Here is a 14,475-nt window from a genome sequence, read left to right on the forward strand (position 1 = left end):
AAAGGAAAGACGATGGAAGGCTTCCAAAGAGGATAATAGCGAACATCAACCATTTCATAAAGAAGCATGGAAGCAACAAAAGGTTGGTCAGTTTTTCGATGCTGTTACGCTTCACATGATTCAAGAGCATATTGCTCCTCAGCTGGAGCACAGTGAGGAAGAGATGAATGAAGAGCTGTTGGAGGTTTTTATATACAATTTGAAAATGCTAGGGGAAGGACAGGAAATCAGTCGGCAAGTTTATGGCCATATTCGTAAACAAATCGATAAATTAAGTCAGGAACAAGAAACGCTAGATATGGAGAAAAGGAAGAAGCCGAATTATAACTTATAAATAAGGGGATTTGAATATGACAGAAACGCTAGGGAAGGTGATGGATACGTATAAAGAAAATATCAAGGATGGAGAAGAGGTGATTATTACCTTACATGATGCGGTGATTAAATTATTTGAAGGCCAAGAAACACCAGTTGTTGTGGTGATTGAACCGACGACAGATCATGTGAACACCACTCTTGTTGCCTTCTTAGATCAATAAGATAGGAGTGAGCCAATGTCAGATGAAGAACTATTAGAGAAACTGCTTCAATTTTCGGAGGTCCTCCATACAAACAATATATTCAGTTCTGGACTCCGACTCATGGGATGGGTGATTATTCTTTTCCTAAAAAAGATTGTGGATGGTTTAGAAGGTATGGTCAATAATGTGTTAATATTGACGGATTTCTTTAGAAGCGAACCTGTTCAATCGTTTCTAAATACGATTCAACCAGTCCTGTATATATTACTAGCTTTTTCATTAGCTATGATTGGGTTTAGATTGATTTTCAATAAAGAAAAAAATCGGGCAGAAATCCCCATGAACATTTTTATATCAGTTATGACCATAACTCTCTTGACATTTGGGATGGGAAAAGTCGATGAATTTACTGAGAATGCGATCGATGTTGCCCAGGTTAATCAAGACTCCTTTACGACCTCAGATCGCGTCATTATGGATTATATTACAGATGTTGCCATATATGACGAAACAGGGTGGCAAACTCCAAAGGTGGAGGAATCCATCCTCATAAATCCGGATAACATTGATAAAATTTCAATTAATGAAACTATTACTAAAGAGTTTGAAAAGGCAAACGGGGAGCAATTATCAGAACAAGGGAAAAAAATAGTTATGAACAAAGTTGGTTTAGAATCAAACGGAGAAGAAGGTCTAGTCGCATTGGGTAAAAGTAGTCTATTTGACTTTTTGCCTGAACATTATTATCGCTGGGATGTAGAATGGGTTTCGGCGATTGTGACACTTGGGGTTATGGCTTTTACAATGGTTCTCATTTCGATTAAGGTGGCGAAACTTTGTTTCGAACTTGGATTTAATCATATTGTTGCGCTTATTATGGCGTATGCTGACATTTCTACCGGTCAGAGATTGAAGGAGATTATTAAAAACGTTGGCAGCATATTCGTTTCACTGATTATGATTTTTTTAAGTTTACGTGTCTATATGTATTACACCACCTTTATCAGTGACAACTTAGAAGGCGTAGGCTATTTAGTAGCCTTGGTGGCTGGCAGTTTGGCTGTGATCGATGGACCAAACATTGTCCAAAAACTCTTTGGTATCGATGCTGGATTAAAAAATGCCTGGCATGTAGCCATGGGCGGTTATTTGGCATCGAAAACCATTGGTCCACCAGCAAAGAAAGCTGTTGGAACTGTAGCTAGTGGAGGAACTAGTTCGGTCATGCATTCAGGAGCTAGTGTAGCTGGGGCCCTTGCAGGGTTGGCCGGTAGTAAAGGAAAAGGGTCAGCTCAAAATAATGAAAAGCCTAGTCCCATTCAAGGGGCAATAGGAAGAGACACAGGAGAGAAACTTGATCAAAAATCTGGAATTACTCCGTCCAATAGGGGCCCTGAACAACAGCCTCAGCCCTTACAGAAAAACAACCAAAGTCCACAAACGGGTGGAGATTCTTCAATTCCACGGAATCAAGAACAACAGTCGGACTATGTATCTAGTGGCTCCATTCCTTCTATTCATGAAGAAATGCGAGGAGAGCGAAAGCAACAATCACCGAATACTAGACCAAAACCTCGTTTACATGAGGAAATGAAACAAAGTAATCGACAAGTAGCTGCTTCCATGGAGGCTAAGGAGCCGACAGCCCAACGCTCGACCACTATTCCGTTCGATCAACAGGGGCAAGAAGCTCAACAAGCAACACAGGGAGACCAATCGAAAACCCCAATCGGTACAGACGATATTCCCATGCCTAATCAGTATCGAACCGAACAGCGCACAATGGGGCAATATATGAAAGATCAGATCAGGGATCGATTTAACAACCATCACAAGGTTCAGGGGGCGAAACGCACCTATAACCTATCGCGCAATACAACAGAAAACTGGAGACGTAAAATTCAAAAACGCGAACGAGGCTCTTAACCTTGTTGGCGTTTTTGTTTTGGAAAGGAGAAGATACGTTGCATTATAAAATTCCTTCTGAAATCGGAAGTGAACTAAAGATTAATCGTCTGTTCTACTTGACGGATTTACTTGTGGTGTTAATTCTTGGAGGGGTCGGTTTTACCTTGCGTTATGTCGTGCATCCCACTTTGATTTGGTATTACGCGACCTTTTGGATCATCTTGATGATGACCTGGCTTGTCCGGCCAAAGTCAAACCCGAAAATGCGAATGGTGAAAGCATTGGGATTAGCTGTGTTTCGAGATCGTATCACCTATTGTTCTATGGATACAGAAGAAAAAGAGAAAGGGGAGTCCTAAATGACCTTCTCTGAAGAGCATGAAGAACAGCAGGCTCTCTTCGATGAACAGCTTTTCAAGAAACGAAAAAAGAAACATAAAGGGTCAAAGTCTCGGAAGAAGAAGCGATCGAAGGCCAAAGCGTCTATTGCTGAAATTATACCGATTCGGGACATGACAGATGATGGGGCTTTTCAACTTCAAGAGGATGAAGGTTATATGGATATGATGCAGTTGCAAAGCAAGGATATCTACTCTCCTTCTATGGATGAAACAGAATACGACATCATGATGATGGCCAAGTTTTTTCAATCCTACGCTGCCGACATCAAAATTGTGTCGATGAACTTCCCCGTTGATATGCAACGACAGCTTGACGCAGTGGACCGTAGGATCAAACAGAATACTTCTCCCTTATATGAACGCTTTCTCCTGAGGAAACGCGATGAATTAGGCTTCTTAGAACAACACCGAACAAATCGGGAGTTCTATTTATTTATCTACGCCTCAAGCCTAAAGCAGTTATCAGAATACCGGAAAAACTGTCAACGTTATCTGGGGCGGGTCGCTCCCTTACGTTCCTTAACGGAAGAGAAGAAACTTGATTTGCTTTATAAGCTGTATAACCAAAATTCCAAGCTTGAAAAAAGGGGTAGGAGCCATGTTTAAATTTTTGCAACCCAAAACAGATCAAGAACAAATAACGTCTAAGGGCTACAATCCGTACTTACTCGCTCATATCCAACCGCAAGGAGGGATCAACTTCCAGGAGTCTCTTATACGAAAGGGGGATGGGTATGAGGCATGTGTCCATGTATATGCTTTTCCTAAAAATGTATCGGACTTCTGGTTAGAGCCGATCTTCAATATGGAGAATGTGATTACAACTATGGATATTGTGTCGGACGACCGATACAAAATTCGCGATGGGTTAAACAAAGGGATGGCTGAACAAAGCTCTCGAATCATCAATGAAAAGGACAATGCTGGTATCATCGAAGCCCAAAACAATTACGACGATTTACGAGAACTCTACAATCAGGTGTCAGAACAAGGGGAAATCGTAAAGCGTGTACACCTCCGCCATTATGTGAGTGCCCCAACAAAGGTTGAATTAGAAGATAAAGTGAAGGCCGTTCTATCAACCTTGCAAGATGAGAATTTTCGGGGATCGATTTTCTTAAATGAACAAGAGTACGAATGGAAAGCTCTTCTTTCAAGTTATGACAACCAGTCCGCGTATCGCAACAAACGGGTAGGTCAACCTATCCCAGCTTTAGGATTAGCTGGTGGTTTTCCTTTTCACTTTACGAGTTTACATGACCCTTACGGAACGTTTTATGGAACAACATTGACCGGTGGTAACGTCGTATTTGATTTGTTTCACCGTGATAACCAGCGCAAAAGTTATAACGGTGTCATGGTAGGGGCCATGGGTGCTGGGAAGTCAACTACGCTCAAGAAAATCATGCTGGATAATGCCATTAAAGGATATAAAGTAAGAACCTTCGACGTAACAGGCGAATTTGCGGAACTAACGGAAGCTTTGGGTGGAAAACAAATTGCCTTAGATGGATCCGACGGAGTGATTAATCCATTACAGGTGTATCGAACGGCTGAAGATGAAACGACATCATTTACACAGCACTTATCCAAACTGACGACGTTCTATAAGTTTTTGGCCCCGGAAGCCAATGATAGTGAACTAAAAGAGTATGAGAATCTATTAAGGCAACTCTATGAAACTAATGGACTTTGGAACGAGAATGGGAGTTCAAATATCACACAGCGACCGGTCCACCATTATCCGATCTTTTCTGATTTCCTTACCTTTATTGAAGATCAATTATATGAGGACATTAGCGAAGGGAAGCAATGGGAACAGGTGAGTCCAGAACGAAAAAGACGTCTCGAAAGCATTGAGTTAAATATCCGTAATCTTGTCGAAACGTACGCTCACTTGTTCAATGGTACCTCTACCGTTGAACATTTTAATGAACAACAAGTCGTTACCTTCACGCTCCGCGGTTTATCGCAAATGCGTGCGGAGGTCTTTCAGGCTCAATTGTTTAATGTGTTGAATCTCCTTTGGGATTCGATGCTTACGAATGGCGCCCCTCAGTTTGAGGCATACAACCGGGGCGAGTTGGCCTTTGAAGATGCAGTTCGTTATTTGATTTTAATGGACGAAGCCCATCACATCATTAATACAAAAAAGAAAAGTGAAAGTGCTCTTGAATTTCTCACGAAATTTAGCCGTGAGGCTAGAAAATATTTTGGCAGTTTGTTGTACGCGAGTCACACGATTCGCGACTTTGTGCCGGAGGGATCCGATCAAGGCATGGTAGAAGAGATTAAGAAGCTCTTCGAACTAACGCAATACAAAGTTATTATGCAGCAGGACAGTAACAACTTAGAGATGATGCAGCAAATCTTCGCCGGCCAATTAAGCCAGAGTGAGTTGCATGATATTCCGTATTTGCAGACAGGAGATACGATGCTGAGCATCCGAGCCGTGGAAAATATTCGCTTTAACGTGGAGGTATCGGATGAAGAGCTCGCTTTATTCGGAGGAGGTGCCTAACTAATGCCTTGGTCGTTAGTACTGGGGCTTATACCTCGAAAAGTATGGCTCTGGTTAATTGGTTTTATAACAGCTATCTTTCTCCTTCAAATGGTTTTATATGCTTCAGCTATCGCCACGTTAATCGGCTATCAAAAGAGTAGTGAAAGTGAAGATGTTCAATCGGTCGACGTGGTGAATGGAACCGCACAGGTTTCAGCAGCTGTGGAGCGTTACCGCCCTTTATTTGAAAAGTATGCAGTCAAATATGGGGTAGCCGATTACGTGGAGCTGTTACTGGCCAAGACCATGCAGGAATCTGGTGGAAGGCTTGACGATGTGATGCAGGCCAGTGAATCCTTAGGTTTGCCACCAAATACGATTGATGACCCCGAACGAAGCATTAAAGTCGGGGTTCAATATTTTGCAGATATGTTAAAGAAAGCTGGCGGTGATGTGAAGTTAGCCCTTCAAGCGTATAACTTTGGAGGAGGATTTATTGATTACGTTAAAGAGCACAATCACAGGGAGTACAGCATGGACATAGCGATTGAATTTTCTCAGATGAAATACCAAGAGTTGAAGCAAACAGGCATGTATTCATGTATTACTCCGGAGGCAGCTGCCCTTCAAGCTTGTTACGGCGATATTGGGTATGTAGAAGCTGTTTTAAGTTACCTGAAAGGAGGAGTTGTTGAAGGAGATGTCCGACCATCGGGAGATTGGGTTCTGCCGATTGCAGGAGCATTAAAACAGACATCAGATTACGGGATGCGGAAGGATCCTTTCAATGGAACATCGACAATGCACCGGGGGATGGACTTTGCATGTACGAACGCAGTGACCCCAATCCAAAGCGTTGATAACGGTCGAGTAGTAAGAGTCAGTAATGGAGGAACAGGGTACGGAAACAGCGTGATTATCAAACACCAAGATGACTTATTTAGTCACTATGCGCATCTTTATTCTGTGGATGTAGATCAAGGGGAGGTGGTTCAAAAGAGTGAAGAAATAGGGAAGTGTGGGACCACTGGAAACTCGACTGGACCTCACCTGCACTTTGAGGTGTTAACGAAAAATCAGTATCGAACCGATGTGGATCCGGCTCCATACCTTGATCTGTAAACAAGTTGTATACAGGGAGGGATATGAATGAATAAACGAGTCTTGTTTGGTTTGTTTCTTGGCTTTTTAATCGCTGTTACGGGGTTTAACGTGTATGCCCAAACCAACGCATCAAACGATGAACTACAAGCCAAAGTCAAGCAATTGCAAGCTAATAAGCAACAGATCTTAAAAGAAAATCAGGAGCTGAAGCAGACTCTCCAACGACAACATCCAGCCAAAATTCAAGCCCGCCACCGTACATTAGTGGATCAGGTATCTGCGTTTGTTGAAACAGCTTTTGTGCACAGCAAAGAGACCTATCAGGAACGAAAAAAGCAAGCTCAATCGATCATGAGTGATGAGCTGATCAACACATTTTTTCCTACAGAAACCTATAGGGGGAAAACGAATACGAGCATAGATCATGTTCAGCTATTTATTGAAACGGGCAACCTAACTAGCAACCATGCAACGGTCCTGGTTCGGTTCTATCACACTCTTCATTCTTTACAGAATGATCAAGAACAAGTGTCGGACGTGTTTTTAGAAATAGACGTCCAAAAGCAAGATGGGCGATGGAGAGTGGTGGACTTTAAGCAAGCCACGTAGGAGGGGAAATAAATGAAAAAACAGAGGAATGTGGTCACAGAAAACACATCGAAAATGTATTTAATGGGGTTAAGTATCATGACGGCGACACTTCTCTTTTTCTTATGTTCTGGATTTATATGGGGAGACCAACATCATGGGCAAATTCAGCAAACCCCCCTGAATAAACAGATCAACTTGAAAGGATCTGGGGACATGATTATTGAGAATTGGACCTATAATCCGAACCATCAACTTATGATTGTTACTCTGAATATAGATCAATCTACGGATCTATTAGAGGATCCATTGACCTTTGTTGCACAAGAGAAGGCTAATCCTCAACGAAAGATTCCGACGACAGTTGAGTACCATGAAGAAGGTCAATATGTAGTTAGTATTCAAGACGTAAGTCCCTCTTTCGAGGTGATGGCTTTAGACATTTACAAGCACAAAGAAAAGGATGAGGTGCTTCTTGGTGATCCTCCACAGGAACTGAAGGGAGATGAAGAAGTCAAAGAATTAGCACGTATCTATACCGATCAACGGAAAGTTCAAACCGATCCAACATTGACCATTCAAATGGAACAAGAATATGAATTAGCTGCTTTAACAAGAAATATCAAACAGGCTAAACAAACCATTCAAGATAAGGAAAAGCAAATTCAAAGAATCGAACAAAAACTAATTGATCTGAATCAAAAACTAGTGGAATTAGAATCAGACCGACTGTATGAAACGGGCGAAGAAAAGGAGCAAACCAATACAAGAATTCAACAAATAGAAAATGAAAAAAAGAGACTCAATAGAGAGGCCGCAGAGAACGAAGCGACTACTCAAACTATAAAGGAGAAGCTTAAGATGTTAAAAGAAAAACGAGACATGATTGATAGCTAAAATCGAAAAAAATGAGAAAAAGCATCAACACAAGGACTACACATCCCCTGTGCAGGGACCACACACCAAAGCTGGAACACGAAGGTTTGTGCCTGTTTTGGCAACACAGTGACCGCACATTTGGGGATTTTCTTGTGCCCTCGTTTTGCCCGGCTCTGCCGGGATTCACACGCCAAGTGGGAACAAAAACCCCTTATGCTCTTCTCTTTATTCACTAGTTTTAGGACCTTAATCAAAAGGAGGGACTTTCATGGAAATAAGAATTCGGTATATGGATCCGAAAACCGTTCAACGAATTGACGAGCTCGCGAAGGAAAAAGGATTAAGTCGGCAAGAGTTTTTACATGCTCAATTGCAACAGTTAGCTGTCTTTCAAGAAGAAAATCATCGGGAACAAAGGCTGCAGCAGTTAGTCGATCGAAACATTCAAACCATGGCCCATTGTTATACAGCAATTCGAGAAATGAATGAGTTCTTACATTTTGATGAACCAGGTGAGGACGTATGACTGAATCTGTTACTCCGGGAGTAGTCTTAAAAACAAAATTCGTGACAGCCAATAAAAAAGGATTCCAAGATTATGTACAGTACGTCGATCGTGAAGAAGCAAAAGATAAAGGGGAAGCTCATCGGTCCATGTTTAGTTTATATAATCACTATATGGACGACCCGGATAAAACATCTGCTTTGTTTACTCAGCAATCAGACCATTTATCGGTGGAAGGAAAACGGGGTATTAAATCATTGTTTGAACAGGCTCAAAAGAAGAACAGTATCATGTGGCAGGACGTCATTACCTTTGATAATGATTGGCTTCAAAAAAGAGGCGTTTATGATTCAAAAACGCACACCTTAGATGAAGACGCTTTGAAGCAAGTGACAAGAAAATCCATGCAGGCGATGATAAAAAAAGAAGGGTTACAAGAAAGTGCTATCTGGTCGGCGGCCATCCACTATAACACCGATAACATTCATATTCATGTAGCAACGGTCGAACCGAATCCGACTCGTGATCGTGGAAAGCGAAAACCGAAAACTTTAGACGCGATGAAAAGTGAAGTGGTCAATGGATTGTTAGATCGAACGCAAGAACGGAACCAAATTAACGCTTTGATCCGTGAGCATATGGTGAATGGAAAGAAAGATAATAGCAGCATGAAATGGAGCAATAGAGAGATGAAACCTTTGTTCCTCGAAGTGTATAATCACTTGCCTAAGGATAAGCGACAATGGCACTATGGCTATCAGACTTTAAATCCTCTTCGATCAAAAATTGATGAACTAACAACAAGGTACTTAAATAAGTATCACCCCAAAGATATGAAGCGGCTACATGATATATTGGATCAAGAAGTGAGTGAATTAAAACGAGCCTATGGGGATGGACCTAAAGATAAAAAGCGCTATCAGCATTACAAACAAAACAAGTTGGGTGAGCTCTATAAACGGATGGGCAATGCATTCTTACAAGAAATGAAACGGTACGATCACCAGCAGTATCCTAGACAAACTACCAATACAAATGCTCCTTATAAGTCCATGCCTTCAGGTATTCATTTGCAACGTTCCCTAAGAAGCATTCAGCGCTCAATGGGACAAACCTATGATCAGTTTATCAATGACTTGGATCATCAAAAGTTGGAACGAGAAATCGAAAGGGAAAGGTAGGGGTACATGAATGAGAAGGCGTCAAAATATCACGCTTCATGAAGAGACGATATCGTTAATCAAAGAGTATCAGGGACAGCATCATATTCGTTATCCTGGTGAAGCTTTAGACCGAATGATTGAGGAATGGGAAGCTCAGCAAGCGAAGGACCATTCCCAAGAATACCTCCTAAGTTTAATGGCCCAACGCTTTCAAGAAGTGTTTTCAGAAGAGATGAAACGGCTGCGTTTAGCGGCCAATCGTAGTGATAAAAATACGCAGGTGCTTCTTGAATTAATGAATGGTTTTGCGATGGATCAAAACTTAGAAAGCTGTGTTACGACACCGATCTTTGAGAGCCAAGCGATGAAGGATGCGAGACAAGCAGTAGAAGAAAGAATCGGTCATCAGCGTCAAAAAAGAATAAGTGCAACATAGACACAATCAGCATCAATCTAATGGTATTCGTGAAGAATTATCAATAAAGGAGATGAACGGATGTTTTTGTTTAACAGCAATTATGAGGTAGGCGTATTCAAGCGTTTAAGCGATAATAACGAACTTGTGATGGAAGTGGGCCAAGAGGAATATAGCCTGACATTGAATGATGAAGAAATGGCTGATCTTGAGCAGCATTTAATGAATCAAGAAAACTTGCTTATTCCGTTTAATAAATCAACCAAGGAACTAATTCTGGATACCCAGCCAAACTACGATGAAGAGGAAATGGAAGAGCTTATGAACATCAGTGATGGAGCTGAATATCATGGCGAAGACTAAACGACCTTATAAAAAGAAAACGCCTGAACAGGTGAAAGAAGAGATCAATCATTTGACGGAAGGCATGGAGAAGAGCATCGCCAATCACTTCCATTCTCCTGAACAAATGAAAGAGTATCTGGACTTTATGGGGAAGTTCCATCGATATTCCCCGCGCAATACAGCGTTAATCGATTCGCAGTTTCCTGGGGCTGAAGCTGTAGGTTCCTATGCATTCTGGAAAGAAAAAGGATTTCCAGTAAACAAAGGAGAGAAAAGTTTAAAAATTCTCGTGCCCAATCGATTAGGTCAGCAATTTCAAAATGAAGAGGGCGAATGGAAACCTTTAAAGTATGCGACAAAAAAAGAAAAGCAATTAGTTAAAGACGGTCAACTCGACAAACGAGATGGCCGTCTTGTTTATTCTACAGGAAGTGTATTTGATATCTCTCAAACATCAGCCACTCAAAAGGACCTACCCCAGATCTTTCCTAACAAATGGATTGATGGACAGGTTGAAAACTACAGTCAGCTTCGAAGAGGGATGGAGGATATAGCTGAGAAAAATAACATACGAATTGTAGAGCCTTATGAAGAGTTAGGGGCAGCCAAAGGAGTGAGTTATACCGGACGAGGAGAAGTAGCTCTTAATCCACGTAATTCGGAGCGTCAGGACACAAAAACGCTGTTACATGAACTAACTCATGCCAAACTTCATACAGAAGAAAACATGAATGACTATACCAAGCCGGAGAAAGAGTTTCAGGCGGAAATGACTGCTTATACCGTTGCTTCTTATTTCAAAATTGATACCAGTGACTACTCATTGGATTATCTGCATCACTGGACCAAAGACCATGATTTTAAAGACCATGAAAAGCTATTACAAGAAGTTCAGTCAACAGCTAAAGAATTCATTATGGCCCTCGAAGAATCAATGGAACAAGAAATGGAAGGGGAGAAAAGTATGGATGCTAAAGAACAAAAACATGAAGCGGAAGAGGAGAAACAAGAAAGGGAGAAGTTACCTTCAGAAAAGCTTCGGGATATGTACAGAATTCAAGTGAGCAAGTCTGAGAAGGATAGCGGGCCATTTGATAAGGAAGAAAAACCAGAAGAGGAGTATTCCCACCAGGACTTCAAAGAAGCTTATAAAAAGGAGCTCATGAACTTTATTGAACCAACCGTCGGAAAAGAATTAGATAAAGAAGAAAAAAATGACCGGCAAGAACGACTAAACCAGATGCGTGCTTTTCAAGAGACTCACAGTAAGGAAGAGGTGTACCAGCTTAAGAAAGAATCTCTTCAAGAATTAAAAGAACTACCATTAACGGATCGTGGAGAACAGCGACTATCCCAAATTGAAAGTAAGTTGGATCGAGAGTTCCATGAAGAGAAAGAAAAAGAAAGCACCATTTCAGAAATGAATGAAAAGGGGAGTAAGGAAGCTTTTCAGCAGAAGAAAAATCAAAAAGAAAAGATAGGAATTGAACGCTAGGCAGGGAGATTTCTCCCTGTCTTTTTTATATCTAATTTTAGAGAGGAGGAAGTGCTGCATGGCCAAACATGTAAGCGCGGACCAAGTGGAGGTTGCACGTAATGTGGATCTTGTAGACTATCTTCAACGTAAAGGGGAGCCATTGAAGAAAGAGGGAAGATACTACCGGCATCAAGTGCATGATAGCTTAGTAATTAAAGACCAAATGTATGCCTGGAATTCCAGAGACGAAAAAGGAGCTGGAGTCATTAACTTTGCCAAAATGTTTTACGGCATGAGCTTTCCAGAGGCGGTATTAGATTTAAATGAGCAAGGTTATAAAGTAAAAGACAATGTCCAGGAGCAAAAAGCGAAGGAGCCTTATCAATATCCTTCTCATTATGAAGTGACTGATAAAGCAAAGGCCAAAGGTTATCTTACGAATGAACGGAAGATTCACCCTAAGATAGTTGATTGGCTTGATAATAAAGATTTAATCGCACAGGACAAGCTAGGTAATGTGGTCTTCAAGTGGAGCCAACAGGGAGAGATCGTAGGGGCAGATCGACAAGGTACTTCTCCTATGAAAGATGGGCGTATGTTTAAAGGTATTGATAGAAATAGCCATAGTTCGGCTGGGTTTTCAGTTGATATTGGGAAGCCGAAGTCCATTTATTTGTTTGAAAGTCCTATTGATGCGCTGTCTTATTGGAGTATAAAGAAAGAAAGGCTGCAAGATACTCGCTTGGTGTCTATGTCAGGCCTTAAACGTCAGACTATGATAGATGAGATCAAACGAATGGGGAAGGAAGGTCATAAGGTGAAGCAAATAACGTTTTGTACGGATAATGATAAGGCTGGACGGGAGTTTGCTAAAAAGTACCACCGGCTAATGCCTAAAGGCGTATCAAGAATTGATCTGCCTACTAATAAAGATTGGAATATAGAGATGAGGAAAAAGAAGCCTCTAGCACTTAAAAGTTCGGTGGTTGAATTAAATTAAATGGAAAAAACAAGAAAATGATTTAAAGGGCTACTAATACCACGCAAATAGTCCTTGTAAAGCTCATGAACACGGTTATCAATAAAAGGGGTAGGCATGAAACGGCCATACCCCCTTGTTCATATAAAGATTGTGGTGCCTAGGGAATTTTTGTATATTTTTCGACCAACTATTGTGCAACCTTAGAACTATCGATAGAATAAGAGATAAGTATAAAAAAAGTAAGATGAGTGAGGTGGACTGGATGGGTATAAAACTCTTCCATAAAACACAAAGAGATTTGGCTTCATCGATAAATAATGTCATCGACAAATATTGGAATGATGAGATTGAAGAAGAACAGATGATAGGGCTGGTACATAACCTTTATAAAAACAACGATACTAAGTTTTTAAAGGACGGGGACTTTACAACTGTTTTAAAGCAACAATGTGGTAAACGAAGGTTAGAAGTTGTAAATAAAATTCTCTCTAACCGCAATAAATGAGATGGAAAGAGAATGTAGGTGAAAAGTATGCAATATTCAGCTGGATTTACTAAAGAAAAATGGTCAGAACATGAGATGTATATCGTTATTGATCTCATGAAGCAAAATAAAAAAAAGAATGAAATATTAGATGAAGTAACTGAGAAGAATCTATTCCAGTTGCGCAGCCCAGTCAGTATAAAGAATAGATTTAACATGGTGTATAGACGAGCGGCAGTCCTAGGTGATGAATTACAGCAACATTTTTTAAGTGCAGTTGATTACGACCGGAGGGCTTTGACATTGTATTCTTTTTTACAGGTATATCGCGTTCCTTTAGAGTTCTATTGGGAAAGGATCGTCTATAAATATGAACTTCAAGAGTCCTTGTATGCTAATGACTTTCATTATTTCTTTGAAGAAAAGGCTAACAGAGACGAAAAAGTTAGTAACTGGAGACCTGAAACGATTAAGCGTCTTATAAGGTCATTAAACTTATTCTTTAAAGAAGCCAAGATGATTGAAAAAGTGGATCAGACGAAATACTCGATAAATCCGATACATATGACTCAATCCTTAAAAACATATGCTGAGAAGAACGAACCTTTATTATATTCTTTTACAGTCCTAGAAGAGGTGAATAAATCATGAAATCGACTTATGAACGCTTAGAGCAAATGGAGAAAAGGGTAAGCCAGGAAGGGTTTAAGAACCCTAAAGGCATCGGAAGTGATATTCCTCATTTTGTGCTGGATTATCCGCCACAGGATGAGTTGCAAGTTCGTGTGTATTTAAAAAACATGTTGAAACGAACCAAGGTAAATATTAAAGAAGTAAACTTATTTGAGTTTCTGCTCTCCTTTTTTGAAGAGGATGAAATGGAAGAATTGTATGAAGTGTCTGAAGAGGAAGGTCTACGTGGGCTAAATGATGTAATCGAGCCAATTCTTAACGAGGGTAATACAATGATCCAGCAATTCAAAGATATGACAGAGGAATCTGAGCTGATTTTCATTACTGGAGTTGGTACAGCACATCCTTTTCTGCGGTCAAGCCAATTATTAAAAGCTATTTCAAGTAAAGGGTACAAAAAGCCTATCGTGCTTTTTTATCCAGGGGAATTTACAGGATTAAGATTGAAGTTATTCAGTATTCTGGATTATGAAGATGACTATCAACTATCTCGAATTTCATGAGGAG

The 14,475-nt window shown here is 40.6% G+C and carries 17 protein-coding genes and 1 pseudogene; all 18 read left to right on the forward strand.

The features are described from left to right. Nucleotides 1-67: 67 nt before the first annotated feature. Nucleotides 68-334 (forward strand): annotated as a pseudogene (locus tag G6R08_RS22545) (hypothetical protein); the annotation flags it as partial. Nucleotides 335-350: 16 nt separating this feature from the next. Then, nucleotides 351-539 (forward strand): hypothetical protein, encoded by a 189-nt coding sequence (locus tag G6R08_RS20350; protein WP_079529936.1) that lies wholly within the window; start codon nucleotides 351-353, stop codon nucleotides 537-539. Between the two features lie 15 nt (nucleotides 540-554). Further along, complete coding sequence (locus tag G6R08_RS20355; protein WP_163530709.1) at nucleotides 555-2,447, forward strand: pLS20_p028 family conjugation system transmembrane protein; 1,893 nt, start codon at nucleotides 555-557, stop codon at nucleotides 2,445-2,447. 38 nt (nucleotides 2,448-2,485) lie between these two features. After that, complete coding sequence (locus tag G6R08_RS20360; RefSeq protein ID WP_163530711.1) at nucleotides 2,486-2,788, forward strand: DUF5592 family protein; 303 nt, start codon at nucleotides 2,486-2,488, stop codon at nucleotides 2,786-2,788. Then, complete coding sequence (locus G6R08_RS20365; RefSeq protein ID WP_163530713.1) at nucleotides 2,789-3,436, forward strand: hypothetical protein; 648 nt, start codon at nucleotides 2,789-2,791, stop codon at nucleotides 3,434-3,436. Then, nucleotides 3,429-5,351, forward strand: a complete 1,923-nt coding sequence (locus tag G6R08_RS20370) for a VirB4 family type IV secretion system protein (protein WP_163530715.1) — start codon at nucleotides 3,429-3,431, stop codon at nucleotides 5,349-5,351. The genes G6R08_RS20365 and G6R08_RS20370 overlap by 8 nt, the downstream gene beginning before the upstream one ends. 3 nt (nucleotides 5,352-5,354) lie before the next feature. Beyond that, nucleotides 5,355-6,455, forward strand: a complete 1,101-nt coding sequence (locus G6R08_RS20375) for a lysozyme family protein (RefSeq protein ID WP_163530717.1) — start codon at nucleotides 5,355-5,357, stop codon at nucleotides 6,453-6,455. A 27-nt stretch (nucleotides 6,456-6,482) separates the two neighbouring features. After that, nucleotides 6,483-7,046 (forward strand): hypothetical protein, encoded by a 564-nt coding sequence (locus G6R08_RS20380; RefSeq protein WP_163530719.1) that lies wholly within the window; start codon nucleotides 6,483-6,485, stop codon nucleotides 7,044-7,046. Between the two features lie 12 nt (nucleotides 7,047-7,058). Further along, complete coding sequence (locus G6R08_RS20385; protein WP_163530721.1) at nucleotides 7,059-7,922, forward strand: coiled-coil domain-containing protein; 864 nt, start codon at nucleotides 7,059-7,061, stop codon at nucleotides 7,920-7,922. 250 nt (nucleotides 7,923-8,172) lie between these two features. Beyond that, nucleotides 8,173-8,430: a hypothetical protein gene (locus G6R08_RS20390; RefSeq protein WP_163530723.1), complete on the forward strand. Its 258-nt coding sequence runs from the start codon at nucleotides 8,173-8,175 to the stop codon at nucleotides 8,428-8,430. Continuing rightward, nucleotides 8,427-9,590 (forward strand): MobP2 family relaxase, encoded by a 1,164-nt coding sequence (gene mobP2 / locus G6R08_RS20395; RefSeq protein ID WP_163530725.1) that lies wholly within the window; start codon nucleotides 8,427-8,429, stop codon nucleotides 9,588-9,590. The genes G6R08_RS20390 and mobP2 overlap by 4 nt, the downstream gene beginning before the upstream one ends. 10 nt (nucleotides 9,591-9,600) lie before the next feature. Further along, nucleotides 9,601-10,008, forward strand: coding sequence for a hypothetical protein (locus G6R08_RS20400; RefSeq protein ID WP_163530727.1), 408 nt, complete (start codon nucleotides 9,601-9,603; stop codon nucleotides 10,006-10,008). 60 nt (nucleotides 10,009-10,068) lie between these two features. Then, nucleotides 10,069-10,350, forward strand: coding sequence for a hypothetical protein (locus tag G6R08_RS20405; protein ID WP_163530729.1), 282 nt, complete (start codon nucleotides 10,069-10,071; stop codon nucleotides 10,348-10,350). Beyond that, entirely contained in the window at nucleotides 10,337-11,827 is a 1,491-nt protein-coding gene (locus G6R08_RS20410; protein ID WP_163530731.1) for an ImmA/IrrE family metallo-endopeptidase, read from the forward strand. The genes G6R08_RS20405 and G6R08_RS20410 overlap by 14 nt, the downstream gene beginning before the upstream one ends. Before the next feature lie 58 nt (nucleotides 11,828-11,885). Continuing rightward, entirely contained in the window at nucleotides 11,886-12,809 is a 924-nt protein-coding gene (locus tag G6R08_RS20415; RefSeq protein ID WP_163530733.1) for a toprim domain-containing protein, read from the forward strand. A 244-nt stretch (nucleotides 12,810-13,053) separates the two neighbouring features. Continuing rightward, nucleotides 13,054-13,296, forward strand: a complete 243-nt coding sequence (locus G6R08_RS20420) for a TIGR04540 family protein (RefSeq protein WP_240339787.1) — start codon at nucleotides 13,054-13,056, stop codon at nucleotides 13,294-13,296. 27 nt (nucleotides 13,297-13,323) lie between these two features. Then, nucleotides 13,324-13,926: a DUF1819 family protein gene (locus G6R08_RS20425; protein ID WP_163531414.1), complete on the forward strand. Its 603-nt coding sequence runs from the start codon at nucleotides 13,324-13,326 to the stop codon at nucleotides 13,924-13,926. After that, complete coding sequence (locus tag G6R08_RS20430; RefSeq protein WP_163530738.1) at nucleotides 13,923-14,471, forward strand: BREX protein BrxB domain-containing protein; 549 nt, start codon at nucleotides 13,923-13,925, stop codon at nucleotides 14,469-14,471. The genes G6R08_RS20425 and G6R08_RS20430 overlap by 4 nt, the downstream gene beginning before the upstream one ends. Nucleotides 14,472-14,475: the final 4 nt, after the last annotated feature.

Origin of the sequence: Halobacillus ihumii (assembly GCF_902726645.1) — a bacterium.
In the GTDB taxonomy this organism is placed as follows: Bacteria; Bacillota; Bacilli; order Bacillales; family Halobacillaceae; genus Halobacillus_A; species Halobacillus_A ihumii.

Bases quoted from the DNA above. Each gene is read 5' to 3' on its own strand.
- G6R08_RS20420 (WP_240339787.1), top strand. From the start codon at position 13,054: ATGGGTATAAAACTCTTCCATAAAACACAAAGAGATTTGGCTTCATCG.
- G6R08_RS20430 (WP_163530738.1), top strand. From the start codon at position 13,923: ATGAAATCGACTTATGAACGCTTAGAGCAAATGGAGAAAAGGGTAAGC.
- G6R08_RS20370 (WP_163530715.1), top strand. From the start codon at position 3,429: ATGTTTAAATTTTTGCAACCCAAAACAGATCAAGAACAAATAACGTCT.
- G6R08_RS20425 (WP_163531414.1), top strand. From the start codon at position 13,324: ATGCAATATTCAGCTGGATTTACTAAAGAAAAATGGTCAGAACATGAG.
- G6R08_RS20415 (WP_163530733.1), top strand. From the start codon at position 11,886: ATGGCCAAACATGTAAGCGCGGACCAAGTGGAGGTTGCACGTAATGTG.
- G6R08_RS20355 (WP_163530709.1), top strand. From the start codon at position 555: ATGTCAGATGAAGAACTATTAGAGAAACTGCTTCAATTTTCGGAGGTC.
- G6R08_RS20405 (WP_163530729.1), top strand. From the start codon at position 10,069: ATGTTTTTGTTTAACAGCAATTATGAGGTAGGCGTATTCAAGCGTTTA.
- G6R08_RS20375 (WP_163530717.1), top strand. From the start codon at position 5,355: ATGCCTTGGTCGTTAGTACTGGGGCTTATACCTCGAAAAGTATGGCTC.
- G6R08_RS20410 (WP_163530731.1), top strand. From the start codon at position 10,337: ATGGCGAAGACTAAACGACCTTATAAAAAGAAAACGCCTGAACAGGTG.
- G6R08_RS20390 (WP_163530723.1), top strand. From the start codon at position 8,173: ATGGAAATAAGAATTCGGTATATGGATCCGAAAACCGTTCAACGAATT.
- mobP2 (WP_163530725.1), top strand. From the start codon at position 8,427: ATGACTGAATCTGTTACTCCGGGAGTAGTCTTAAAAACAAAATTCGTG.
- G6R08_RS20400 (WP_163530727.1), top strand. From the start codon at position 9,601: ATGAGAAGGCGTCAAAATATCACGCTTCATGAAGAGACGATATCGTTA.
- G6R08_RS20365 (WP_163530713.1), top strand. From the start codon at position 2,789: ATGACCTTCTCTGAAGAGCATGAAGAACAGCAGGCTCTCTTCGATGAA.
- G6R08_RS20350 (WP_079529936.1), top strand. From the start codon at position 351: ATGACAGAAACGCTAGGGAAGGTGATGGATACGTATAAAGAAAATATC.
- G6R08_RS20380 (WP_163530719.1), top strand. From the start codon at position 6,483: ATGAATAAACGAGTCTTGTTTGGTTTGTTTCTTGGCTTTTTAATCGCT.
- G6R08_RS20385 (WP_163530721.1), top strand. From the start codon at position 7,059: ATGAAAAAACAGAGGAATGTGGTCACAGAAAACACATCGAAAATGTAT.